Source organism: Microbacterium sp. Leaf436 (assembly GCF_001424715.1).
GTDB lineage: Bacteria > Actinomycetota > Actinomycetes > Actinomycetales > Microbacteriaceae > Microbacterium.
Genome location: NZ_LMRB01000003.1, coordinates 1 through 23,813 on the forward strand (window position 1 = coordinate 1; position 23,813 = coordinate 23,813).

The window sequence follows — 23,813 nt, forward strand, 5'->3', positions numbered from 1 at the left end:
ACTTCTTTTAGTCGGAATGGCCACCCAATGTTGGGTGGCCATTTCGCATTTACGGGCACATTTCGTGTTCGTGGTCAGCGCCGGGTGGCGTTCCCTGTTGTGGGGGACGCCGCCCGGCGCTTCGTCGTAGGCCGACGACGGTCGCGACGGCTTGCCGAGAGGCGCCGTCCCTCTCCTGGCTGTTCGCCGCGCGGGGTCGATGAGGCTGACGCGGCGTCGGGCCGGGGCTACGCTGACGGCACCGACTGGAAGGATCGACCCATGCGTTTCTCTCACCTGGGCGCGGAGCCGCGTATCCACCCCGACGCCGTGGTCGCTTCGACAGCGGTCATCAGCGGTGACGTCGTGATCGGCGCGGGATGCCAGGTGCTGCATGGTGCCGTCCTCACGTCCGAGGGGAGCCGCATCGTGCTGGGCGAGAACACGATCGTGATGGAGAACGCCCTCATCCGCGCGAGCGCCACGCACCCCGTGCACATCGGCGCGCACACCCTGGTGGGTCCGATGGCGAGCGTCGCCGGAGCCGATATCGGCGACGAGGTGTTCCTGGCCACCGGCACACGGATCTTCAACGGGGCCGAGATCGGTGACCGCAGCGAAGTGCGGATCAACGCCGTCGTGCACCTGCGCACCGTGTTGCCGCCCGAGACGGTGGTTCCGATCGGGTGGGTCGCGGTGGGCGACCCGCTCCGTCTGCTCTCGCCGGATCGGCACGACGAGATCTGGGCGGCGCAGAAGGAACTCGACTTCCCCGGCTACGTCTTCGGGCTCGATCGTGAGACGCCGGATCTGATGGTGCAACTGACCGAGCGGTACGGTCGCAGCCTGTCGCGACACGCGTCCGATCGAGCCGTCGACTGAGGCCACCGCGCGCGGTTGGTCTGCGCGAGGGATGGCCGGTGAGCGGCAGGGACGACAACTCGTCGTGACGTGCGAAGCGCCGACCCCCTCGAAAGGGAGCCGGCGCATCGCGGTGGCGAGGGGTTGATCACCCGGTGTTCTGGAGTCCCGCGGCCACACCGCTCACCGAGAGCAGCAGCAGGCGCTGCTGTTCGGCATCCGGTGTCTCGGAGGTGTTCGCCGCGTCGCGCAGGGCGCGGAGCGCCCGCAACTGCAGCAGCGAGAGCGCGTCGACGTAGGGGCTGCGCATCTTGACCGCGCGCTGCAGCACGGGCTTGTTGCCCAGCAGGTCGCCGCCGGTGATGCGTTCGACCCACGACCGCGTGAGCAGCATCTCGTCCATCACGAGCCCGGCGAGATCGTCACGGTCGCCGAGCGCCAGGTAGCGGCGGGCGATGCGCTCGTCGGCCTTCGCGAGGCTCATCGCGACGTTGTCGATCATGGTGCGGAACAGCGGCCACTGCTCGTACGCGTCGCGCAGGCGCGGCTCATCGCCGACGGCGTCGAGCGCCGTGCCCAGACCGAACCATCCGGCGAGGTTGATGCGCGCCTGGGTCCACGAGAACACCCAGGGAATGGCTCGGAGGTCTTCGAGCGACTCGACCGAGAGGCCGCGTCGCGCGGGGCGAGAGCCCAATGCAAGGTGACCGAGCTCTTCCATCGGCGTGACCGTGGCGAACCACGGTGCGAAGCCGGGAGCCTTCACGAGGGCGAAGAAACGCTCCCGCGAGGCGACGTCCATCGTGCTCGCGACATCGGCGAACGCCTCAGCGGCCCCACGGTTGCGGCGCTCGATCGAGGGGGAGGATGCCGTGAGCACGGCCGCCGCGACCTGATCGATGTGGCGCATGGCGATGTCGGCATCGCCGTAGCGGGCGAAGATGACCTCGCCCTGCTCGGTGAGCTTGAACCGGCCGTCGACGGAGTGCGGGGGCTGCGCGAGGATCGCGGAGTTGGCGGGTCCGCCGCCTCGTCCGAGCGCACCACCGCGACCGTGGAAGAGCGTCAGCTCGATGCCCTCGGTCTCGGCCCACGTCGAGATCTTCGCCTGGGCCTCGTACAGCGCGAGGTTCGCCGCGACCGGTCCGACGTCTTTGGAGGAGTCGGAGTAACCCAGCATGACCTCGAGTCGTCGGCCCGTGGCATCCAGCCGACTGACGAACGACGGGTGCGACACGATCTCGGCGAGGATGCCGGGGGCGGCCTGCAGGTCGGCGAAGGTCTCGAAGAGAGGGATGACGTCGAGGACGGGCACGTCCTCACCCGGGCCCATCGCGAACGCGGCCAGTTCGTGCACGTTGGCCAGGTCTTCGGCCGACTGCGTGAACGACACGATGTACCGACCGGCGGCGCGGGGCCCGAAGCGCTCCTGCACGTAGGCGATGGAACGGAAGACCTCGAGCACCTCGTCGGTCTGCTCGCTGCGGGCGCCGCCCGCGCGGAGCTCCTCGAGAACCTTCCGGTGCACGGCCGAGTGCTGTCGCACCTCGAGCTCGGTGAGGTGGAAGCCGTAGGTCTCGACCTGCCACACCAGGCGCTGCAGGGCGCCGTAGGCCTGACGTGCGGCTCCCGCGGCGACGAGTGAATCCTGCACCGTCCGCAGATCGGCGAGCAGGTGCTCGGGGTCGCGGTACGCGAGGTCGGCGTTGCGGGAACGGGTCGCGGCGATCTTGCGTGCCAGCAACAGCATGATGCGGCGGTGGGGTTCGTCGGGGGAACGCTCGGCGATCTCGGCCGCGGCGTCTTCGTCGGCGGCGCGCAGACGGTGCCACAGGGTGACGAGGGCATCGCTCGGCGGCGTGGACTCGGCATCGAGGGTCAGTCCGCGACCCACGCGCTGCGTGGTGCGTTCGAGGCCCAGCAGCACGTGCTCGCTCGCGATCGCGGCGGCCTTGCGGGTGACGGATGCCGTGACGAAGGGGTTTCCGTCGCGGTCGCCGCCGACCCACGAGCCGACGCGCACGAACGGCGTCACGATCGGGGCGCGGGAGCCGGCGTGCTCGCCCTGCAGGATGTCGTCGATGCGGCGGTACACGCGCGGTACGGCGGTGTAGAGCGTCTCGTCGAACACCGACATGACCGAGCGCACCTCGTCGACGGGCGACGGCTTCTCGCGGCGGAGGGGAGCGGTGCGCCACAGCGTGTCGATCTCTTCGAGCATGCGGCGCTCGGTTCGACGGCTCTCGGTGCCACCGTCGGAGGCGGCGTCGTGCTCGGCGAGCAACTCCGACAGGCGACGGATGCTCGTGGAGATCGCGCGGCGGCGGGCCTCGGTGGGGTGAGCCGTGAAGACCGGGTGGAAGCGCAGCGCTTGGAGGCGCGCGAGCGCGGTCTCTTCGCCCACTTCGCTCGACAGCCGCTCGTATGCCGTCGCGATCGTGTCGGGCGTGCCGGAGCGCGACGGGTTGTCGCCTCGCTCGCGCAGCACGCGCACGCGCTGATGCTCCTCGACGAGGTTGACGAGATGGAAGTAGGCCGTGAAGGCACGGGCCACCTCGTCGGCCCGCGCGATCGAGAAGCCGTCGGCGATCGCCGCGGCCCGCTCGAACGCTTCGGGCGTCTCGTCGGTGTAGGCCTGGATCGTCGCCGAGCGCAGCCGCTCGACATCGTCGTACAGGCCGGGGGAGCCGCTCTCCTGAAGGACGCGGCCGAGCAACGAGCCGAGCAGGCGCACGTCGGCGCGCATCTGTTCGGGGAGCTCTTGGCCGGCTTCGAAGCGGCCCACGAGGTCGATGGCCTCGGTCGGGGTCAGTTCACGCACAGCCCCAGATTATCGGCGTCCGGTGACGTGTGAATGACGCCGGGACGGCGTGCGACGGCGCACGGGCATGGGGAGAAGCCGTGGCCGTGCAGTCCGCGTGGCCCAAAGCCGGACATCCTCCGGGCGAAACAGCCTCGCACCGCACACATCGGCGTCGAAGGGGATTTGTGGTCGCAATCGTCCGGAGTCGGTTCGGGCGGTGTTTCCAGAACGATCGCCCGCGGCCGGTCCACCGCACGGGTCGCGGCCGCGCGGGGGATACTCGGGGAACCGGCGCCGTCGGCGCTGCGAGAGGAGACGCCGTGAGCGACGATGCCCTGCGAGAAGCGGCCGAGACCATGCGGGCCGTGCGCGAACGCTGCGCGTGGACGAAGACGATCGACCACGCGGCCCTCGTGCCCTACCTCGTCGAAGAGAGCGCCGAGGTGATCGACGCCGTCGAGTCGGGCACCCGCGCCGACCTGCGCGAGGAACTGGGCGATCTGCTGTGGCAGGTGCTGTTCCACGCCGAGATCGCGTCGGGCGATCCCGTCGAGCCTTTCGACATCGACGACGTCGCTCGCGGACTCACCGAGAAGATGGTGCGCCGGCATCCGCACGTCTTCGCCGGGGCCGTGGCATCCACTCCCGAGGAAGTGCTCGTGCACTGGAACGCGGCGAAGGCGGCCGAGAAGAGCGAGCGCACGAGTGTCCTCGACGGGGTCAGCGACCACATGCCCGCGCTCGCGCTCGCGCAGAAGCTGGTCGGCAAGGCCGCGCAGGTGGGCGTGCACGCGCCGACGCACCGGCTCGCCGATCCCGCGACCGAGGCGGAGCTGGGCGACGCGCTGCTGGCGCTGGTGCAGCAGGGCCGCGACCGGGGCTGGGACGCCGAGCGCACCCTGCGCGAGCGACTCCGCACCCTGCGCGCCGACGTCGCGGCGGCCGAGGCCGCGCCGGGCGCCCCCTGACCCCCGCCCCGGCGTCACGAGCGCACACGTCGTGGCCGAGGGCACACGTCGTCGCGGGTGCTCTCGGCGTTGGCGTGTGCTCTCGACGGCGACGGCGCGAGCGCACCGGCGGGGGCTGAGACAATGGACGCGTGGCATCCGTGAACCCGCCGCGCGGCATGCGCGACTTCCTCCCCGCTGACAAAGCCCGTCGCGAGCGCGTGCTCGCCGTCATCCGCGAGCGCTACCGCGCCCACGGCTTCGACGAGATCGAGACGCCCGTGATGGAGGAGTACTCGAGGCTGCACGCCGGGATCGGCGGCGACAACGAGAAGCTGTCGTTCAGCATCCTGAAGCGGGGAATGGATGCCGAGGGCATCCGCGCCGCCGCCGACGATCCGGCCGCTCTCGCCGACCTCGGCCTGCGCTACGACCTCACCGTTCCGCTCGCCCGGTTCTACGCCACGAACCGGGCTCAGCTGCCGACGGTGTTCCGCGCGATCCAGATGGCGCCGGTCTGGCGGGCGGAGCGCCCCCAGAAGGGCCGGTACCGCCAGTTCCTGCAGTGCGACATCGACATCATCGGCGACGCGTCGGCCCGCGCCGAGGCCGAGCTGATGACGGCGAGCCTCGATGTGCTCGACGCGCTGGGGCTCGAGGGCGGAACGATCCGTGTCAACGATCGTCGCGTCCTCGACGCGATGCTCGACGTGTTCGGCTTCGCCCCCGACGAGCGGCCCGGGGTCCTGATCACGATCGACAAGCTCGACAAGATCGGCGCCTCGGGTGTCGTCGCCGAGCTGCGCGACCGCGGAGCGACGCCCGAGGCCGCCGACGCCGTCGCGGCCTATCTCGAACGTCCTCGCCCCGACGACGCGCGCTTCGACGACGCCGGCATTCGCGCGGCTCTGCCCGACGGCATCCCCGACGAGGTCATCGCGCACCTCGTAGCCCTCGGCGAGACGGTGGCCGCCGCGCGCGGCGCCGACGCGCCGCTGGTCTTCGACCCGTTCCTCGTTCGAGGCATGGGGTACTACACCGGCACGATCTTCGAGCTGGCCCACCCGAGCGTCGACTACTCGCTGGGCGGGGGCGGTCGTTACGACGGCATGATCGGGCGTTTCCTCGGTCAGGACGTTCCGGCCGTGGGGTTCTCGATCGGTTTCGAGCGCATCGTCGACCTGCTGCAGGACGCCGTGGACACGGGCGAGCGAGCCGTGGTGCTCGTGCACGATCGCGACGTCGCACTCGAGGACCTGCTGCGGGTGAAGGCGGAGCTCGTGGCCGATGGCGCACGCGTGCGCCTGGAGCAGCGCACGAAGAACCTCAAGGCCCTCCTCGAACGGGCGAGCGCCGACGGCTACACGTCGTTCGCGACGGTGAATGCCGGAACGACGGGCGCGTCGCTCGAGATCAAGCCGCTCGGCTGAGAGTCGCCGCGTCGCCCGGCGGCCACGCCTCGGTCACCCGGTGTTCACGTCGGCGAGGTGTGATCGGGACATGCGTCGCGCGAGGGTTCGACGGCCGGTTCGACGGCCGGTGACCCTCGCCGCCGCGTCGTCGGTCGCGGTGCTCGGGGCCACGGCCGTGGCCCTGCGTACCCTCATCTCGCGTCAGGCGGCGATCGCGCGGCGCCGCATCGGCAAGCCGCTCGGGGAACAGGCTCTGGATGCCGACCGCGTCTGGCGCCGGAAGAAGCACGACGGTCGACCGGTCGAGCTGCTGGTGCTGGGGGACTCGATCGCCGCGGGTCTGGGCGCCGGACACCGACGCGACACCCTGGGAGCACGGCTCGCCAAGGGCATCGCCCGCGCGGCCGCGCGACCCGTGCGCCTGCGCACCGCCGCGGTCGTAGGATCGGAGACCTCGGCTCTCGCGGCGCAGATCGCCGCCCTTCCGCCGGACTACCGCGCCGACGTCGCCGTCGTCGTGGTGGGCGGCAACGACGTCACGCACCGCGTTCCCCCCGTGCGCGCCGCGGCGCAGCTCGAGCAGGCCGTCGGCGCCTTGACGGCCCGGGGGACGGCCGTGGTCGTGGGAACCTGCCCCGACCTCGGCACGCTGCGCGCGGTGCCGCAGCCGCTGCGCACCCTCGCGTCGCGCTCCTCGCGCCAGCTGGCGGCGGCGCAGGCCCGCGCCGCCGAGCGTGCCGGCGCGCGAGTGGTGGGCCTGGCCCGGGCGGTGGGACCGGTCTTCGCCGAACGCCCCGACGAGATGTTCAGCATCGACCGCTTCCACCCCAGCGCCCTGGGTTACCGGCGCACGGCCGAGGCCCTGCTGCCGGCGGTGCTGGGCGCCCTCCGGGGCGACGCGGAGCCGTCGCCCTCGGTGTCGCCGCGGCCTTCCGCCGACGTCCCGGCCAACCCATAGCTCACGGTCGTACCGTTCCCCCACGCCTCCTCTGCACATCCTCCTGACCACCTGGCGCGCCGACCCCCTCACGCTCGGCGTGCTGTTCGTGGCATCCGCGGCCTACCTCGTCGGTGTCGCGCGTCTGCGTCGTCGAGGCGAGGAGTGGCCCCTGCGCCGGACGATCGGGTTCTTCGCACTCGGGCTCCTGCCGTACGCCGCGATCGAGCTCGGATTCCTCGCGGTCTTCTCGGCCGAGCTCCGCTGGGCGTTCTCGACCCGCATCGCGCTGCTGATCTTCGCCGTCCCGGCCGGGATCGCCGCCGGACGCCCGCTCGACCTGGCCGCCCGACTGGGAGCGGGCGCCGTGATCGAGCGCGTCCTCGCCTCCCGCGTCACGCGGATCTTCGGCAACGCGATGGTGGCCACCGTCGTCATCGCCGCGGTGTTCTGCCTCTTCTTGACCCCGCTCGCCGGCATCCTGCGTGTGAACCCCGTCGTCGAGGCGTCGCTGGGGGTGGTCGTGCCGCTCGTCGGGCTCGCGATGGTGCTGCCGATGATGGCGTTGGGGGCCGTGCACACGGGCACCTTCATCGCGATCGAGTTCCTGCTGGCTTTCGTCGAGCTGCTGATCGACTCCGTCCCCGGGCTGCTGCTGCGCCTCAACGACTCGGTCGTCGACCTGATCCCGGATGCCGTGCAGACGATGTCGTGGTGGCCGTCGACGCTGCACGATCAGCATCTCGCCGGCGACATGATCTGGTTCATCGCCGAGTTCGCCGACGTGCCGATCCTCGTCATCCTGCTCGTCCGCTGGATGCGCACCGACCGCGTCGAGGCCCAGGGCTTCGACGACCTCTCCGACGAGGAGTACGACGAGATGACCCGCGCGCACCTGCGCGGCGAACGCTGACGCGCGTTGACCCACGACCGCCGCCCCGCCAGGCTGGGACCGTGCCCACCCACGACGACGTCGACGCCTTCCTGACCCGCACGCTCGTCGGCTCCGACCCGATCCTGGATGCCGCGCTCTCGGCGCAGCACGCGGCGGGCCTCCCCTCGATCGAGGTCGCCCCCGTCAATGCCAAGTTCCTGCACCTGCTCACGCGTATCGCCGGCGCTCGCCGCGTGCTCGAGATCGGCACCCTCGGCGGATACTCGACGATCTGGTTCGCCCGCGCCGTCGGCGAGGGAGGCCGGGTCGTGTCGATCGAGGCCGAATCGGCCAACGCCGATGTCGCGCGGGCCAACCTGCGGCGCGCGGGCGTGGCCGACCGTGTCGACGTGCGCGTGGGGCGTGGCGCCGACGTGCTCCCCACCCTCGAGGGGGAGGACGCTTTCGACCTCGTCTTCATCGACGCCGACAAGGAATCCAACACGCTGTACCTCGACTGGGCCGCTCGGCTCGGGCGTCCGGGCACGGTCGTCGTGCTCGACAACGTCGTGCGCGGGGGAGACGTCGCCGATGCCGACACCACCGACTCGAAGGTGCAGGGCGCGCGCCGCGGCATCCTGATGCTCGGAAGCGACCCCCGCTTCGACGCCACCGCCCTGCAGACCCTCGACCGCAAGGGGTGGGACGGTGTGGCCCTCGCGATCGTCGTGGATGCCGGGGAGGTCGGCGCCGGGTCTTGACGCAGGCGGCCGCGGGCGTGGCGGAGCGGAGTCCGACGCGGAATGACGCTCTGGCCCACGAGCGTCGGGGGCGGTCACTAGACTCGACCACGGACCGATGACGCTCCGCCCTCTTTCACTCAAGAACCAACGAGGAGTCCTTCGTGGCACTTATCGAGGCTGTCAACGCGCGCGAGATTCTGGATTCGCGCGGAAACCCGACCGTCGAGGTGGAGGTGCTCCTCGACGACGGCATCGTTCAGCGCGCGGCTGTTCCCTCCGGCGCATCCACCGGCGCCTTCGAGGCCTACGAGCTGCGTGACGGCGACAAGAGCCGCTACAGCGGCAAGGGCGTGCTCAAGGCCGTCGCCGCTGTCGTCGACGAGCTGGGCCCCGCCATCGAGGGCGTCGAAGCCAGCGAGCAGCGCATCATCGACGAGATCCTCATCGAGACCGACGGTACCGAGAACAAGTCGCGCACCGGCGCCAACGCCATCCTCGGCGTCTCGCTCGCCGTCGCCAAGGCCGCCGCCGACAGCGCCGACCTGCCCCTGTTCCGCTACCTCGGCGGCCCCAACGCGCACCTGCTGCCCGTTCCGCTGTTCAACGTCATCAACGGTGGCGAGCACGCCGACAACGGCATCGACTTCCAGGAGTTCTTCCTCGCGCCCATCGGCGCCGAGACCTACAGCGAATCGCTCCGCTGGGGCACCGAGGTCTACCACGTCCTCAAGGGCGAGCTGAAGTCCGCGGGTTACAACACCGGTCTCGGTGACGAGGGCGGCTTCGCCCCCGACCTGCCCAGCAACCGCGAGGGCCTCGACTTCCTCATCCGCGCGATCGAGAAGGCCGGCTTCACCCCCGGTCAGGACATCGCCGTCGGCCTCGACGTCGCCGCCACCGAGTTCTTCAAGGACGGCGTCTACACCGTCGAGGGCAAGGAGTGGAGCGTCGACACGCTCGTCGACTACTTCGCCGACCTCGTCGCGAACTTCCCGATCGTCACGATCGAAGACGCGCTCGCCGAAGACGACTGGGACGGCTGGAAGAAGCTGACCGACGCCATCGGCTCGAAGGTGCAGCTCGTCGGCGACGACCTGTTCGTCACCAACCCCCAGCGTCTGCAGAAGGGCATCGACCTCGGCATCGCCAACTCGCTGCTCGTGAAGGTCAACCAGATCGGCACGCTGAGCGAGACCCTGGATGCCATCAACCTGGCCACCCGTTCGGGCTACACCTCGATGCTGTCGCACCGCTCGGGTGAGACCGAGGACACCACGATCGCCGACCTCGCCGTCGCCGTGAACGCCGGCCAGATCAAGACCGGTGCCCCGGCGCGCAGCGAGCGCGTCGCGAAGTACAACCAGCTGCTCCGCATCGAAGAAGACCTCGGCGACGCCGCGGTGTTCGCGGGCCGCTCGGCGTTCCCCCGCTTCAAGGGCTGATCGTCCGACGAAAGGAGAGGGAGCCCTACGGCTTCCTCTCCTTTCGCGTTTCCGTGCACGCGCCGGGGGCTCGGCGCGTCCCCGGGGCCCCGCAGGTCGGCGACGTAGACTCGGCTCCGCCCGTCGCCCGTGACCGCGCGGGCGAGAACGAGAGGGGATGCCGTGGACCGACCGACATTGCCTCCCCGCCGGCCCGTGGCATCCGGTGCCACGGGCGCGAAGAAGACCGGCACGAAGAAGTCGGCGAAGGCCGCCCCGTCACCCCGTGCGTCCCGCTCGACGCCGTCGACCCCGCGGCGCGTCGACGTGCGCGAGTGGCTCGGCAAGGTGCGCGTGTCGGGCTTCGTCGTCATCATGCTGGGGCTCGTCGTGCTCGGCACCTTCGTGCTCGTGCCGACCGTGGGCACCTACATGGATCAGCGTCAGCAGATCCAGGCGCTGGAGAACGCGGTCGCCGTCAGCCGCGACGACGTCGCCGAACTGGAGTCGCAGCGAGAGCGCTGGTCCGACCCCGCCTACATCACCACTCAGGCACGCGAGCGGTTGTACTACACGTTCCCCGGCGAGGTCGTGTACCTCATCGACAACGACCTGCCCGTCTCGGCCACCCCCCAAGAGCAGCAGGACGTCAGCGAGGACGTGGGTCAGACCCGCACCGACTGGATGGCGCAGCTCGTGCGCTCGGTCGCCGACTCGGGTGCCGCGCAGGTGGCCGTGCCGACCACGGTCGAGATCGGCGTGCCCGACCCCACCCCCGCACCCGAGGCGACGCCCGCCCCGTGAGCGGCGACAGCGACGGGCGCGCCCGTCGCGCGACCCGCGGGGCTCCCGTCGCGCTCGGACTCCGGCAGCCGACGCCGATCTCGCGGAACGCCGAGACCGGACCGGTACCCTGGGAGCGATGACTACCACGCACCTTCCCCCCGCGTCCGACGCCGACCTCGCCGTGCTGCAGGCGCAGCTGGGTCGCGTGCCCCGCGGGGTCATCGGCATCGCCGCGCGGTGCGTCTGCGGCAACCCGACCGTCGTGGCCACGTCGCCCAGACTCGATGACGGCAGTCCGTTTCCTACTTTCTACTACCTCACGCACCCCGCGGCTACGGCGGCGATGTCGGTGCTCGAGGCCGGTCACGTCATGGTGGAGTTCACCGACGAGCTCGCCGCCGACGAAGACCTGCGCGCCGAGTACCTCGCCGCGCACGAGGCCTATCTGCGCGATCGCGCGGCGTACGGCGAGCCCGAGGAGATCGCGGGGATCTCGGCGGGCGGCATGCCCACCCGGGTGAAGTGTCTGCACGCCCTCGCCGGTCACTCCCTGGCCGCCGGGCCGGGTGTGAACCCCATCGGCGATCGTGCACTGGAGCGCGGCACCTTCTCGCCCGAGCGCTGCGAGTGCGAGAGCCCCGGGACCGGCGGATGAAACGCGTCGTCGCGGGGGTGGCATCCATCGTCGTCGCGATGGTGCTGACCGGCGCGGCGACCGCTCCGCCCGTGCTGACCGGCACGGCTCCCTCGGCCCCCGCGAACGCGACACCGGCCCCGCCGGTGCCCGAGGACCCCACCGACTCCGTCCGCGCGTCGGAGTACTGGCTCGACCAGTACGGCGTGCGCGAGGCGTGGAACACCACACGCGGCGCGGGGCAGAAGATCGCGATCATCGACACCGGGATCGGGCGCGGCCCCGTCGAGTTCAACGGCGCGATCGCGGGAGGCACCGACGTGTCGGGTGTCGGTTCGTCGGACGGGCGCACCCCGGTCGGCGCCGTCGACGCCAACCACGGCAGCTGGGTCGCCTCGCTCGCGGCCTCGCGAGGGACCGGTGACGGCCGCGGCATGATCGGGGTGGCACCCGAAGCGGAGCTGCTGTCGATCTCGGTCGGTTTCGGCGCCTCGACGACCAAACCGTTCACCGAGCAGATCGCCGAGGCCATGAGGTGGGCGGTCGACAACGGTGCGACCGTCATCAACCTGTCGCTGACCACCAACACCCTCGACTGGGACCGCAGCTGGGACGACGCGTTCGAGTACGCCTTCGACAACGACGTCGTGGTGGTCGTCGCCGCGGGCAACCGGGGGAGTGGTACCGACCGCGTCGGGGCGCCCGCCACGATCCCGGGCGTCCTCGCGGTGGGCGGCGTCGACCCGAACGGCACCGCGAGCAGCAGCGCGTCGACGCAGGGCATCACGATCGGGCTGTCGGCGCCGAGTGAGCGCCTGCGCGGGGTGTCGGCCGACGGCACGCTCGTGCAATGGAACGGCACGAGCGGGGCCGCTCCCATCGTCGCCGGCATCGCCGCCCTCGTTCGCGCGGCCCACCCCGACTTGGATGCCGATAACGTCCTCAATCGTCTGATCAGCACCGCGAAGCCCGCCGCCGGCGCCACGACCGTGCCCGACAAGCTCTACGGTTACGGACTCGTCAACGCGGCGGCAGCCATCTCGGCGCGGGTCGACACCGTCTCGGAGAACCCGCTCGGGAGCCTGTCGGAGTGGATCCGGCTCTACCGTCGGGCCGACGCGGAACCCGCGCCGACCCCGACCGCCACGGCGGTCGAGATCCCACCGCTGCCGCCGGTGACATCGGCGCCCGAGGCGGGTTCGCCTCTGCTGCCGTCGCGCGATAGCGTTCTGTACGGATCGCTGCCGCTCGGCGCGGGCACACTGGCCGCTATAATAATTGCGCTCGGTGTCACTGCTGCTGCCCGGCGAATAAGACAGGCGCGCATCTCCCGCGAGCCGAGCCGCACCACAAACGAGGAGTCCCTCACATCGTGACCACTACCGTGCCCAGAATCCTCATCGTCGGTGGGGGCTACGCAGGTTTCTACACCGCGTGGAAGCTCGAGAAGCTCCTCGGCCGTAACGAGGCCGAAGTCACGCTCGTCGACCCGCTGCCGTACATGACGTACCAGCCGTTCCTCCCCGAGGTCGCCGCCGGCGAGATCGAGCCGCGCCACGTCGTGGTGAGCCTGCGCCGCCACCTCAAGCGCACCACCGTCATCGCGGGCAAGATCACCGGGATCTCGCACGCCACCAAGTCGGCGACGATCTCTCCGATCGCCGGTGACGAGACGTTCGAGCAGAGCTACGACCACATCGTCGTGACCGCCGGCGCCGTGTCGCGCACGTTCCCGATCCCGGGCATCGCCGACAACGCCATCGGGCTCAAGACCATCGAAGAGGCCGTGGCCATCCGCGACCGCCTCACGTCGAACTTCGACAAGGCGTCGGTGCTGCCCGCCGGTCCCGAGCGGGACCGCCTGCTGACCGTCGTCGTCGTCGGTGGTGGCTTCGCCGGCATCGAGGTCTTCGCGGAGCTCCGCGCGTACGCCTCGTCGCTGCTCAAGCAGTACCCCACGCTCGCGTTCGAGGACACGCACTTCCACCTCATCGAGGCCATGGGCCGCATCATGCCCGAGGTGTCGCAGAAGACGAGCGAGTGGGTGCTCGCCGACCTCGCGAAGAAGGGTGCCTTCGTGCACCTCGACACGCAGGTCAAGGGCGCCGTCGACGGCGTCATCGAGCTGTCGACCGGCGAGAACCTGCCGACCGACCTCATCATCTGGACCGCGGGTGTCATGGCCAACCCCACGGTCGTCCGTGGCAGCGACCTGCCCGTCGAAGAGCGTGGTCGCATTCGCACGCGCCCCGACCTGCGCGTCGGCACCGAAGAAGAGATCGTCCAGGGTGCCTGGGCCGCCGGCGACGTGTCGGCCGTTCCCGACCTGTCGGGTGGCGGCGTGGGCGGCTTCTGCGTTCCCAACGCCCAGCACGCGGTGCGCCAGGGCAAGCTCATGGCGAAGAACCTCGTCGCGGTGCTGCGCGGCGAGGAGCCCAAGGAGTACAACCACAAGAACCTCGGCGCCGTCGCCGGCCTGGGGCTCTACAACGGCGCATTCCAGTCGGGCAACATCGCGCTGACCGGCCTGATCGCCTGGTTCGCCCACCGCGGTTACCACGGTCTGGCCATGCCGACGTGGGAGCGCAAGTTCCGCGTCGTCGGCGATTGGGTGCAGAACTTCCTGCACGGTCGCGAGGTCGTCAATCTCGAGGCCGTCCAGCAGCCCCGCGCCGCGTTCGAGGAGTTCGCCGCGCGCCCGCGTCCGGCGGCGCCCGCGGCCGACGCTCCGGCGCCGGCAGCTCCGGCCGAGAAGAAGGCCGAGCCCGTCGCGGCGAAGTGACCTTCCGCTGATCGAGACCCTCGTACCCCGCCGGGTACGGGGGTCTCGTCGTTAGCGGCCCCGGATGCCGCGCCGTCGAGCGATACGGTGGAGGTCGGGCCCCCGTAGCCCAATGGCAGAGGCAGGCGACTTAAAATCGCTTCAGTGTGGGTTCGAGTCCCACCGGGGGTACGCCGTATCCTCGCGCTCACGGACGCTCCGCGTACTATGCGCGTTCTCTGGGAGTCCCCGCCACCCACCCGTTCCGGCCGGCGCCCCGCAGTTACACTGAAGGGCAATCTCGCGAACTGAGGGTGGGGACTTATGTGGGAGTGGCTTGTACCGGTCATCGTGATCGTCGGCATTCTGGCGATCGCCGGGATCTATCTGTGGGCCACCTACAACGCCCTGGTCGCGTTGAACGTGCGTGTCGACGAGGCGTGGAGTGACATCACCGTCCAGCTCAAGCGTCGTGCCGACCTGCTCCCCAACCTCATCGAGACGGTGAAGGGCTACGCGGCCCACGAGAAGGCCGTGTTCGAGAACGTCACCCGTGCCCGTGCCGAGACGCTGTCGGCCCAGAGCCCGGCCGAGGCCGGTGTCGCCGAGGGACACATGCAGCAGGCGCTCAAGTCGTTGTTCGCCGTTGCCGAGGCGTACCCGCAGCTCCAGGCGAGCCAGAACTTCCTGCAGCTGCAGCACTCGATCGTCGACACCGAAGACAAGATCCAGGCGTCGCGCCGGTTCTACAACGGTGGCGTGCGGGAGCTCAACACGAAGATCAAGGTCTTCCCCAACAACCTCTTCGCGCGCCAGCTCGGCTTCCGCGAGCGCGAGTTCTTCGAGGTCGTCGATGGCGCGGCGATCGCGGAACCCCCACGCGTGCAGTTCTGACGTCACGCGCCCCCTCTCACCGGAGGGGGCGCGTTCTCGTTGGCGCGGTCGTCGGGGTGGTCGTGCCGCTCCGCACGCAACGCCCCGGCGATGGCGTCCACCGCGTCGCCCCAGCGCGAGACCGTCACGCGCTCCAGGCCCTGCCACCGCGCCGCGGTTCGCAGCTCTTCGGCGACGCGGTCGGCGGCATCGGGCGGCGCCCCCTGCTCCCACCACGCCGACTGCACGCGGAGGGTGCTGTTCGCGCGGTCGGCTTTCAGGTCGAGGCGGCCCACCACGTCGTCGCCCACCACGACCGGCAGCGAGTAGTAGCCGAACCGCCGTTGCAGCGCGGGCGTGTAGATCTCGATCCGGTAGTCGAAGTCGAAGAGCCGCTCGGCACGGTCGCGGAACCACACCATCGGGTCGAACGGGGTGAGGATGGCCGCGACGTCGAGCTTGCGGGGGCGGGCGGCGTCGCGATGCAGCCAGGCTTTCGCGGGGCGACCCGCCACGCGCCAGCCCTCGACCTCGACGGGAAGCAGCTCGCCGGTGTCGACCAGATCGCGGATCGCGGCGAGGACCGCGGGGCGGTCGCGGATGCGCCAGTAATCAGCCAGGTCGGCCGCGGTGGCGACGCCGTACGCGACGGCGGCGCGGCGCACGAGCTCGGCGATGGCCGCGGCGCGGGGGACCGACGTCTCGAGCGCCGCGGCCGGCAGCACATCGGATGCCAGCCCGTAGCGTCTCTCGAACCCCCGGCGTCCGGCGATGGCGACGTCACCGCTCAGCCACAGTCGCTCCAGCCCGTTCTTCACGTCGTCCCAGCCCCACCACGACCCCCGCGAGCCGCTTCGGGCGTCATGGTCGATGTCGGCCGGTCGGAGCGGACCGCGCGTGGCCAGCTCGTCGCGCAGCCAGTCGAGCAGGGGCCGGTTCGCCCGCGCCCACTCGTCGTCGCCGTACTTGGCGCGCATCGCGTCGCGGCGGAAGTGCAGCAGCGGCCAATCGTCGACCGAGACGAGCGACGCCACGTGCGCCCACGACTCGACCCAGGTCGGCCGCCGCGAGAACGCGAGCTTGTCGAGCAGCCCGGTGTCGTAGGCGCCGAGGCGGGCGAACAGCGGCATGTAGTGGGAGCGCGCGAAGACGTTGACCGAGTCGATCTGAAGGATGCGCATGCGATGCAGCGCCCCGGTGATCTGGCGCGTGCCCACCATCTCGGGACGGGCGCGGGCGAAGCCCTGCGCGGCAAGGGCGATACGGCGCGCGTCGGCGCGACGAAGCGTCGTGGTCATGCTCCTCACCGTATCCACCACCGCCGACATCGCAGCGATCGCCGGGGAGAGCGGCGGTAGGCTGACGGAATGACCGGAACCGATCCCGAACCCCGTGGATCCTTCCTCGACGCCCTGAAGCGGCGCACCGTCTCGAGCGATCTGCAGCCCCCGGTTCCGCCGGCGTTGCGCCAGGCCACGGCCTACGCGTGGCGGCTGCTGATCATCGCCGCGGCCCTCGGTGTCGTCATCTTCATCGTCATCCAGTTGAAGCTGCTCGTCATCCCGCTGCTGGTGGCGATCCTCGTCACCGCGCTGGTGTGGCCCGGCTTCTCGTTCCTGCTCCGACACCGGTGGCCCAAGTGGCTCGCCATCGTCGTCACGGTGCTCACCACCATCGCGATCATCTCGGGCCTGGTCTGGCTCGCGGTCTGGCAGATCGCCCGAGAGTCCGGGTCGGTACGCGAGCGCACGGTCGCCGCGGTCGGTCAGTTCCGGCAGTACCTCATCGACGGTCCGCTGCACCTCAGTGCGCAGCAGATCGACGACGGCCTGAACCGCGCGGGCACGTTCCTGCAGCAGCAGGCCGAGGTGCTCTGGACCGGGGCCCTCGCCATCGGAACGACGCTCGGGCACGTGGGCACCGGGCTGCTGCTCACCTTCTTCATCCTCCTGTGCCTGCTCGCCGACGGCGGCGGAATCTGGCGCTGGACCACGCGGCTCTTCCCGCGCGTCGCCCGCCCCGCGGTCGACGGCGCCGGTCGGGCCGGCTGGCGAACGGTGAAGAGCTACGCCCGCACGCAGTTGCTCGTCGCCACCATCGACGCGGTCGGCATCGGCCTCGGTGCCTTCCTGCTCGGCGTTCCGCTGTCGATCCCGATCGGCGTGCTGGTGTTCCTCGGCGCGTTCATCCCGTTCGTGGGAGCCGTCGCCACCGGCGCTCTCGCGGTGTTCATCGCGCTGGTCTACAACGGACCGCTCATCGCGCTGTTCATGCTGATCGTGGTGCTGGGCGTCCAGCAGGTCGAGAGCCACATCCTTCAGCCGATCCTCATGGGCTCGGCCGTCAAGGTGCATCCGCTCGCCGTCGTTCTGGTCGTCGCCGGGGGCGCCATGATCGGCGGGATCGCCGGCGCGCTGTTCGCCGTGCCCCTCGCCGCTTTCGTCAACGTCGTCGCCGTATACCTCAGCTCGAAGGCGTGGCAGCACGACGGCGAGGCCCTGGTATCCCGAGATCTCATCTGGCAGACCGTCCCGCGCGAGCGCGGAAGGAAGACATGAACGACACTCCCACCCTGGCCGAGTTCGAAGATGCCGCGCAGGCTCTGCGCGGCATCATCACGCGGACGCCCCTCGACGAATCGCTGCACCTCACCGAACTGCTCGGCGTGCCGGTCAACCTCAAGCTCGAGAACCTTCAGCGCACCGGCTCGTTCAAGATCCGCGGCGCGACATACCGTCTCTCGCGCCTGACCGCCGAGGAGCGTGCCCGGGGCGTGGTCGCCGCCTCCGCCGGGAACCACGCGCAGGGCGTCGCCCTCGCCGCGCAGCAGCTCGGCATCGCGGCGACGATCTTCATGCCGCTGGGTGTGCCGCTGCCGAAGCTCCTGGCCACGCGCGGGTACGGCGCCGAGGTCATCCTCGAGGGCGCCACCGTCGAGACCCCGCTGCGTCTGGCCGCCGAGTTCGCGGAGCGCACGGGTGCCGTGCTGATCCACCCGTTCGATCACCGCGACATCGTCGTGGGCCAGGGAACGCTCGGGCTCGAGCTCGTCGAAGACATGCCCGACCTCGAGACGGTGATCGTCGGCATCGGCGGCGGGGGCTTCGCCGCGGGAGTCGCCACGGCGGTGAAGACGCGCGCTGCCGCCGAGGGGCGCACCGTGCGCGTCATCGGCGTACAGGCCGAGAACTCCGCGGCGTACCCGTCGTCGCTGGCCGCCGGGTACCCGATGCAGATCGAGACCACGCCGACCATCGCCGACGGCATCGCCGTGGCGCGGCCCGGCGATCTCCCGTTCGAGCTCGTCCGACAGTTCGTCGACGAGGTCGTCACGGTCACCGAAGACGACATGGCCCGGGCTCTGCTCGTGCTGCTCGAGCGCGCCAAGCAGGTCGTGGAGCCCGCGGGTGCCGTCGGTGTCGCCGCCATCCTGGCCGGAAAGGTCACGGCGACCGGCCCCACGGTGGCGATCCTGTCGGGTGGCAACATCGACCCCCTGCTGCTGCAGCGCGTCGTGGCGCACGGCCTCGCGGCATCCGGTCGCTACATGTCGCTGCGCATTCCGCTTCCCGACCGTCCGGGCCAGCTCGCCCGCGTCTCGGAACTCCTCGCCCAGGCGGGCGCCAATGTCATCGAGGTGCTTCACACGCGTCACGGTCAGGGCATGCAGATCAGCGAGGTCGTGCTGCAACTGAGCGTCGAGACCCGCGGCGAAGAGCACCGGGCCCTCGTCATCCGCACGCTGGAGGACGCCGGGTTCGTGGCCACGGTCGTTCCCAACTGAGGCGCTGAGCGCACCATCCGTGCCGTGAACGCCGCGAGCCGCCCACCCCGAAGGGGAGAGCGGCTCGCGGACGGTGGGGCTTACTGGCCCGAGTAGGTCTCGACCTTGACGATCTCGACCTTGATCTCTTTGCCGTTCGGCGCGGTGTACGAACCCTTGTCGCCCTCTTTAAGGCCCAGGATCGCCGCGCCCAGCGGCGAGGCCTCGCTGTAGACGTCGAGCTCGGAGTCGACGGCGATCTCGCGGTTGCCGAGGAGGAAGACCTCTTCGCCGCCGGCGACGATGGCAGTCACGACGGTGCCCGACTCGACGACGCCGTGGCTTTCGGGAGCCTCGCCGACCTTGGCGTCCTTGAGCAGCTGCTGGAGGGTGCGGATGCGCGCCTCTTGCTTGCCCTGCTCGTCTTTCGCGGCGTGGTAGCCGCCGTTCTCTTTGAGGTCGCCCTCTTCGCGCGCCGACTCGATACGCTTGGCGATCTCTTCACGGCCCGTGGTCGAGAGGCGCTCGAGCTCGTTGTGCAGGCGGTCGTAGGCGTCTTGCGTGAGGAACGTCACCTGAGCGTCGTTGGACACGGTTACTCCTTCGTCGGAACGCAGACGGCGCGGGTTCGGGAGCCGTCGGCGGGGGATATGTCGAACGCCCCGGCATCGAGCCGGGGCGCGTCGTGATCCCGCGAGTTTACGGCACCCAGCAGGCGTTGACAAAACCTGTCGTCGCCAGCGCGAGCGTCGGGATCTGCTCGGTGAACGCGCGGGAATGCTCCTCGGATGCCGGGTACTGCACGACCCGCCATCCCACCGTCCCGTGCTCCTCGTCGCGCGCCTCGAGAGCGCAGGCGACGGGCTCGCCGACCGGGGCGGTGATCTGGAAGGTCGTCGAGACCGAGCGCTCGTTCTCGACCGTGAACCCGGTGTCGGTCGCGGTGACCGAACCGAGGCTGCCGGCCACCGTCGTCCAGCCGAGGTACCCGATCGCGCCGAGGGCGAGCACGGCCACGATCGACCACCCCACGATGCGCCGCCGCGGCGAACGCGTGCGTCCGTAGCGGTCGTCGAGTTGGGCCTGCGTCGTCATGGTCTCTCCGGGCTTTAGGCTGGACATCCAGGCTACGCGCTTCCGCCCGGACCGAAGGACTCCATGCTCCCCGTGCTCGTCGCTCTCGCGACAACGCCCACCCCGGCCGTCACTCCCGACCCCGCGATCGTCACGCCGGGTCCGCTCGGCTTCGCCGCCATCGCGTTCATCGGCGTCGCCGTGTTCCTGCTCGTCTGGGACATGCTGCGTCGCATCCGCCGCGGCCGGTACCGCGAAGAGGTCAACGCGGAGCTCGACGCCGAAGAAGCGCGGGCACGCGAGGCGTCGGCCGACGACACCGACCCCACCGCGCCGCGCATCTGACTCCTGCCGGAGGTCCCGGCATCCGGGATCATCCGCCGTGGTACGCCGGGGCGAGGGCGATCAGCAGGCACGCCGTCCAGTGGCAGAGGAACGCCAGCACGGTGCACACGTGGAAGATCTCGTGGAACCCGAAGTGCCCGGGCCACGGATTGGGCTTCTTGATCGCGTAGATCACGGCGCCGCCGGTGTAGAGCAGTCCGCCGACCACGACCAGCACCATCATCGCGACGTTCGCCGCGAGCAGGTCGCCGAGGTACATCACCGCCGCCCACCCGAGGGCGAGGTAGAGCGCGACGTAGAGCCAGCGCGGGGCGTTGATCCAGAACACGCGGAACAGGATGCCGAGGATCGCGCCGCCCCAGACGATCGAGAGCAGCAGCACCGTCTTGGGCGTCGGCAGGGCCAGGACCGCCAGGGGCGTGTACGTGCCCGCGATCAGCAGCAGGATGTTCGCGTGGTCGATGCGCTTGAGCACCGCGAGCGTCTTGGGCTTCCAGTGGAAGCGGTGGTACAGCGCGGAGTTGCCGAACAGCAGCATCGAGGTGGCCGTGAACACGGCCGCGGCCCACTTGCCCGGGGTTCCCTGGGCCACAACGATCAGCACGATGCCCGCGATGATCGCGACGGGGAACGTTCCGGCGTGGATCCAGCCGCGCCAGGTGGGTTTGACCTCGGCCTGCGCGCCGACCGCCCCGGCGTCGAGGAGGGGGAGCTGGGGCATGTCGGGTCCGTCTGAGGGGGTCGTGCGCGTCACGTCTTCGACCCTACGTCCGCCCCCATGCCAGGGTGCGTACATGGGGGCAGGGCTCACCCTTTCCCCAGCGAGGGGCACCTGAACGTTCACGGTGAACGGGCCGGGACGCGGTAGCGTAGGAAGGTGGCGCGCGTGTGGAGGAACGAGGGGCGAGGCCCCCTCTACCGTCTGTACATCTCGCGCCTGCGTCGCCGCATGCCGGCCACCGTGCCGCATCACGTCGCCATGATGATCGACGGCAACCGCCGCTGGGCACGTCAGCTCGGGTACGACAGCGCCGCTCACGGGCATCGCGCGGGCGCCGCGAAGATGCACGAGTTCCTGCGGTGGTGCGACGACCTCGGCATCGAGGTGGTGTCGCTCTATCTGTTGTCCAACGACAACCTCGTCAAGCGCGACAGCAAAGAGCTGCAAGACCTGCTCGAGATCATCGCCCAGCTCGCCGGCGAGCTGTCGCACGAGCCCGATTGGCGCGTCAAGCACGTCGGTCGCGCCGAAGGGCTCCCGCCCGAGCTCGCCGAGGTGCTGCACGAGGCCACCGAGCGCACGCGCGGTCACGAGGGTCTGCACGTGAACCTCGCGGTCGGGTACGGCGGGCGCAGCGAGATCGTGGATGCCGTGCGCTCCATCATCAGCAAGCACGACGCCTCGGGCGGCTCGATGGAAGAGCTGGCCGCGAGCCTCACCCCCGAGCAGATCGGCGAGCACCTGTACACGGGCGGTCAGGCCGATCCCGACCTCGTCATCCGCACGTCGGGGGAGCAGCGGCTGAGCGACTTCCTGCTGTGGCAGTCGGCGCACTCCGAGTTCTACTTCGTCGAGGCGCTGGGGCCGGATCTGCGCGAGGTCGACTTCTTGCGGGCCATCCGCGACTTCTCGGCGCGCGACCGACGCTACGGGCAGTAGCAGGACGACCCGCTCGGGCGCCGAAGGGCGACCTTCGAGGCGAGTGATCTCCACGCCGCCGGGCGCCAAAACGTGCTGTTCACGAAGTCGTCACATTCGTGGCGTGTTAACGACCCGCGTCGGTGTCGCGGAGACGTACGGTGATCACATCGGGCACGGAGCCCGGTCGGGTCGACCTTCGGATCGCGACTCGTGACCCACAGGTCGACTCGAGGCAACCGGGTGATTCACCCGGGTCGGGAGTGGGTTGTGACTGCACGAGCACCATACGACCAGCGTCGCGTCGTCGAGAACACCGGATCAGAAACCGGATCCGACCAGGCCCTGCGCACGTATGTCCTGGATACCTCCGTTCTTCTCAGTGACCCGCGGGCCTTCTTCCGCTTCGCGGAGCACTCGGTGGTGATCCCCGTCGTGGTGATCACCGAACTCGAGGGCAAACGTCACGACCCCGAGATCGGCTACTTCGCCCGCCAGGCCCTCCGCCACCTCGACGAACTGCGCGTCGAGCACGGCCGCCTCGATTTCCCCGTCCCCGTGGGCACCGACGGCACCCTGCGTGTCGAGCTGAACAACACCGACCCCCAGGTGCTGCCGTCGGGCATGCGGATGGGCGGCAACGACAGTCGCATCCTCGCCGTGGCGATGAACATCGCCCAGGACGGCGCCGAGGTGACCGTCGTGTCGAAGGACCTGCCGATGCGCGTGAAGGCGGCATCGCTGGGTCTGAACACCGAGGAGTACCTCGCCGAGCAGGCGATGGACTCGGGGTGGACGGGCATCACCTCGCTCGACGTGTCGGGCGACGAGATGACCGACCTGTACGAGAGCGAGATCGCCGTCAGCGAGTCGGTGGTGGGGCTGCCGGTCAACACCGGTCTCATCATCCACTCCGAGCGGGGATCGGCCCTCGGGCGCGTGACCGGGAACGGCGAGTTCCGGCTGGTGCGCGGCGACCGCGACGCCTTCGGGCTGCACGGTCGCTCGGCCGAGCAGCGCATCGCGCTCGACCTGCTGCTCGACCCCGAGGTCGGCATCGTGTCGCTCGGCGGACGTGCCGGTACCGGAAAGTCGGCGCTGGCCCTATGCGCGGCGCTGGAGGCCGTGCTGGAGCGTCAGCAGCAGAAGAAGATCATCGTGTTCCGGCCGCTGTTCGCCGTGGGTGGTCAGGAGCTCGGCTACCTGCCCGGCGACCAGGCCGAGAAGATGGGCCCCTGGGGTCAGGCGGTCTTCGACACCCTGGGTTCGGTCGTCTCGGGCAACGTGCTGGAGGAGGTGCTGGCGCGGGGCATGCTCGAGGTGCTGCCGCTCACGCACATCCGCGGTCGGTCGCTGCACGACGCTTTCGTCATCGTCGACGAAGCCCAGTCGCTCGAACGCAACGTGCTGCTGACGGTGCTGAGCCGCATCGGCCAGAACTCCCGGGTGGTGCTCACCCACGATGTGGGGCAGCGCGACAACCTGCGAGTGGGCCGGCATGACGGGGTCGCCTCGGTCATCGAGACGCTCAAGGGGCACGCGCTCTTCGGCCACGTCACGCTCACCCGTTCGGAGCGCTCCGCCATCGCCGCCCTGGTCACCGAGCTGCTGGAGGCCGGCGAACTGTCCTGATCCGCGGTCGAGGAGGGGTCGGGATGCGACAGTATCCCGACCCTTTTCTCGTGCTCGCGGGTCCACATGAGAGCTTTCTCATGTCCACCTCCCCGCGCTCTCACTTTGACCCTTCAGGCTGGACACATAGGCGAGGGAAACCTCGTCACCGCCTCGGCGGTTCCCCCTGAGGAAACCCGAGATCCGCTCCACCCCTGCCGCCGTCGTTCGGGTACGTCGGCCGGTAGTGAACGTGATCTCCTCGAAACCCCCGGTACACCACCGGGGGTTTCGAGTTTCCGCGCACGGTCGCCGCCGTGCTCGGCCGGCCCCGGGGCGGTGGCACCGCA

22 protein-coding genes and 1 tRNA gene are annotated in these 23,813 nt (G+C 70.2%); 18 read left to right on the forward strand and 5 right to left on the reverse strand.

Translation table 11 applies throughout. The features are described from left to right. Positions 1–261 precede the first annotated feature (261 nt). Entirely contained in the window at positions 262–861 is a 600-nt protein-coding gene (locus ASG45_RS08930) for a gamma carbonic anhydrase family protein (RefSeq protein ID WP_055836021.1), read from the forward strand. Positions 862–988: 127 nt separating this feature from the next. Here the strand turns inward: ASG45_RS08930 and ASG45_RS08935 are convergent, their stop codons facing one another. Further along, complete coding sequence (locus ASG45_RS08935; protein WP_055836024.1) at positions 989–3,661, reverse strand: phosphoenolpyruvate carboxylase; 2,673 nt, start codon at positions 3,659–3,661, stop codon at positions 989–991. A 338-nt stretch (positions 3,662–3,999) separates the two neighbouring features. Here ASG45_RS08935 and ASG45_RS08940 point away from each other — a divergent pair, with 338 nt between their 5' ends. The 12 genes from ASG45_RS08940 to ASG45_RS08995 all read left to right on the forward strand — a co-directional run bounded on the left by ASG45_RS08940 (position 4,000) and on the right by ASG45_RS08995 (position 15,052). Further along, the gene (locus tag ASG45_RS08940) at positions 4,000–4,611 is read left to right on the forward strand and encodes a MazG family protein (RefSeq protein ID WP_082516584.1); all 612 of its coding nucleotides are present in this window, start codon (positions 4,000–4,002) and stop codon (positions 4,609–4,611) included. Positions 4,612–4,769: 158 nt separating this feature from the next. Continuing rightward, entirely contained in the window at positions 4,770–6,020 is a 1,251-nt protein-coding gene (gene hisS / locus ASG45_RS08945; protein ID WP_055837784.1) for a histidine--tRNA ligase, read from the forward strand. Positions 6,021–6,129: 109 nt separating this feature from the next. Continuing rightward, positions 6,130–6,960, forward strand: coding sequence for an SGNH/GDSL hydrolase family protein (locus tag ASG45_RS08950; protein ID WP_441005404.1), 831 nt, complete (start codon positions 6,130–6,132; stop codon positions 6,958–6,960). Positions 6,961–7,048: 88 nt separating this feature from the next. Further along, positions 7,049–7,852 carry a cytochrome c oxidase assembly protein gene (locus ASG45_RS08955; RefSeq protein ID WP_235561591.1) on the forward strand — a complete coding sequence of 268 codons (804 nt, stop codon included), beginning with the start codon at positions 7,049–7,051 and terminating at the stop codon, positions 7,850–7,852. 41 nt (positions 7,853–7,893) lie between these two features. Continuing rightward, positions 7,894–8,574 carry an O-methyltransferase gene (locus ASG45_RS08960; protein ID WP_055836038.1) on the forward strand — a complete coding sequence of 227 codons (681 nt, stop codon included), beginning with the start codon at positions 7,894–7,896 and terminating at the stop codon, positions 8,572–8,574. A 143-nt stretch (positions 8,575–8,717) separates the two neighbouring features. Then, positions 8,718–9,998: a phosphopyruvate hydratase gene (gene eno / locus ASG45_RS08965; RefSeq protein ID WP_055836041.1), complete on the forward strand. Its 1,281-nt coding sequence runs from the start codon at positions 8,718–8,720 to the stop codon at positions 9,996–9,998. A 162-nt stretch (positions 9,999–10,160) separates the two neighbouring features. Then, the gene (locus tag ASG45_RS08970; protein WP_235561592.1) at positions 10,161–10,781 is read left to right on the forward strand and encodes an FtsB family cell division protein; all 621 of its coding nucleotides are present in this window, start codon (positions 10,161–10,163) and stop codon (positions 10,779–10,781) included. Positions 10,782–10,899: 118 nt separating this feature from the next. Next, positions 10,900–11,418 carry a DUF501 domain-containing protein gene (locus tag ASG45_RS08975; RefSeq protein ID WP_055836045.1) on the forward strand — a complete coding sequence of 173 codons (519 nt, stop codon included), beginning with the start codon at positions 10,900–10,902 and terminating at the stop codon, positions 11,416–11,418. Then, positions 11,415–12,773: a S8 family serine peptidase gene (locus ASG45_RS08980; RefSeq protein WP_055836048.1), complete on the forward strand. Its 1,359-nt coding sequence runs from the start codon at positions 11,415–11,417 to the stop codon at positions 12,771–12,773. Before ASG45_RS08975 ends, ASG45_RS08980 begins: the two co-directional genes overlap by 4 nt. Next, the gene (locus ASG45_RS08985) at positions 12,770–14,179 is read left to right on the forward strand and encodes an NAD(P)/FAD-dependent oxidoreductase (RefSeq protein ID WP_235561593.1); all 1,410 of its coding nucleotides are present in this window, start codon (positions 12,770–12,772) and stop codon (positions 14,177–14,179) included. Before ASG45_RS08980 ends, ASG45_RS08985 begins: the two co-directional genes overlap by 4 nt. A 98-nt stretch (positions 14,180–14,277) precedes the next feature. Beyond that, positions 14,278–14,350, forward strand: a tRNA-Leu gene (locus ASG45_RS08990). 132 nt (positions 14,351–14,482) lie between these two features. Beyond that, positions 14,483–15,052, forward strand: coding sequence for a LemA family protein (locus ASG45_RS08995; protein WP_055836054.1), 570 nt, complete (start codon positions 14,483–14,485; stop codon positions 15,050–15,052). A gap of 2 nt (positions 15,053–15,054) precedes the next feature. On the opposite strand, the gene ASG45_RS09000 is transcribed toward ASG45_RS08995, so the two are convergent. Further along, on the reverse strand, positions 15,055–16,329 hold the full coding sequence (locus ASG45_RS09000) for a winged helix-turn-helix domain-containing protein (protein WP_055836057.1): 1,275 nt from the start codon (positions 16,327–16,329) through the stop codon (positions 15,055–15,057). A gap of 69 nt (positions 16,330–16,398) precedes the next feature. On the opposite strand from ASG45_RS09000, the gene ASG45_RS09005 reads away from it, so the two are divergent. After that, positions 16,399–17,589 (forward strand): AI-2E family transporter, encoded by a 1,191-nt coding sequence (locus ASG45_RS09005; RefSeq protein WP_055836060.1) that lies wholly within the window; start codon positions 16,399–16,401, stop codon positions 17,587–17,589. Further along, entirely contained in the window at positions 17,586–18,815 is a 1,230-nt protein-coding gene (gene ilvA, locus ASG45_RS09010) for a threonine ammonia-lyase (RefSeq protein ID WP_055836063.1), read from the forward strand. Before ASG45_RS09005 ends, ilvA begins: the two co-directional genes overlap by 4 nt. Before the next feature lie 80 nt (positions 18,816–18,895). Here the strand turns inward: ilvA and greA are convergent, their stop codons facing one another. Both greA and ASG45_RS09020 read right to left on the reverse strand, forming a co-directional pair. Then, positions 18,896–19,387, reverse strand: coding sequence for a transcription elongation factor GreA (gene greA, locus ASG45_RS09015; protein ID WP_055836066.1), 492 nt, complete (start codon positions 19,385–19,387; stop codon positions 18,896–18,898). A gap of 106 nt (positions 19,388–19,493) precedes the next feature. Then, on the reverse strand, positions 19,494–19,889 hold the full coding sequence (locus tag ASG45_RS09020; RefSeq protein ID WP_055836069.1) for a DUF4307 domain-containing protein: 396 nt from the start codon (positions 19,887–19,889) through the stop codon (positions 19,494–19,496). 63 nt (positions 19,890–19,952) lie between these two features. Here ASG45_RS09020 and ASG45_RS09025 point away from each other — a divergent pair, with 63 nt between their 5' ends. Further along, complete coding sequence (locus ASG45_RS09025; RefSeq protein WP_055836072.1) at positions 19,953–20,213, forward strand: hypothetical protein; 261 nt, start codon at positions 19,953–19,955, stop codon at positions 20,211–20,213. A gap of 28 nt (positions 20,214–20,241) precedes the next feature. On the opposite strand, the gene trhA is transcribed toward ASG45_RS09025, so the two are convergent. After that, positions 20,242–20,934: a PAQR family membrane homeostasis protein TrhA gene (gene trhA / locus ASG45_RS09030; RefSeq protein WP_055837791.1), complete on the reverse strand. Its 693-nt coding sequence runs from the start codon at positions 20,932–20,934 to the stop codon at positions 20,242–20,244. A gap of 165 nt (positions 20,935–21,099) precedes the next feature. Here trhA and ASG45_RS09035 point away from each other — a divergent pair, with 165 nt between their 5' ends. Continuing rightward, a complete protein-coding gene (locus tag ASG45_RS09035; RefSeq protein ID WP_055837794.1) occupies positions 21,100–21,873 on the forward strand; it encodes an isoprenyl transferase in 774 nt (257 codons plus the stop codon). Positions 21,874–22,122: 249 nt separating this feature from the next. Then, positions 22,123–23,484, forward strand: coding sequence for a PhoH family protein (locus tag ASG45_RS09040; RefSeq protein ID WP_055836074.1), 1,362 nt, complete (start codon positions 22,123–22,125; stop codon positions 23,482–23,484). Positions 23,485–23,813: the final 329 nt, after the last annotated feature.

Bases quoted from the DNA above. Each gene is read 5' to 3' on its own strand.
- ASG45_RS08975 (WP_055836045.1), top strand. From the start codon at position 10,900: ATGACTACCACGCACCTTCCCCCCGCGTCCGACGCCGACCTCGCCGTG.
- ASG45_RS09000 (WP_055836057.1), bottom strand. From the start codon at position 16,329: ATGACCACGACGCTTCGTCGCGCCGACGCGCGCCGTATCGCCCTTGCC.
- ilvA (WP_055836063.1), top strand. From the start codon at position 17,586: ATGAACGACACTCCCACCCTGGCCGAGTTCGAAGATGCCGCGCAGGCT.
- ASG45_RS09005 (WP_055836060.1), top strand. From the start codon at position 16,399: ATGACCGGAACCGATCCCGAACCCCGTGGATCCTTCCTCGACGCCCTG.
- ASG45_RS08930 (WP_055836021.1), top strand. From the start codon at position 262: ATGCGTTTCTCTCACCTGGGCGCGGAGCCGCGTATCCACCCCGACGCC.
- ASG45_RS09025 (WP_055836072.1), top strand. From the start codon at position 19,953: ATGCTCCCCGTGCTCGTCGCTCTCGCGACAACGCCCACCCCGGCCGTC.
- trhA (WP_055837791.1), bottom strand. From the start codon at position 20,934: ATGCCCCAGCTCCCCCTCCTCGACGCCGGGGCGGTCGGCGCGCAGGCC.
- ASG45_RS08940 (WP_082516584.1), top strand. From the start codon at position 4,000: ATGCGGGCCGTGCGCGAACGCTGCGCGTGGACGAAGACGATCGACCAC.
- ASG45_RS08980 (WP_055836048.1), top strand. From the start codon at position 11,415: ATGAAACGCGTCGTCGCGGGGGTGGCATCCATCGTCGTCGCGATGGTG.
- hisS (WP_055837784.1), top strand. From the start codon at position 4,770: ATGCGCGACTTCCTCCCCGCTGACAAAGCCCGTCGCGAGCGCGTGCTC.
- ASG45_RS09020 (WP_055836069.1), bottom strand. From the start codon at position 19,889: ATGACGACGCAGGCCCAACTCGACGACCGCTACGGACGCACGCGTTCG.
- ASG45_RS08995 (WP_055836054.1), top strand. From the start codon at position 14,483: ATGTGGGAGTGGCTTGTACCGGTCATCGTGATCGTCGGCATTCTGGCG.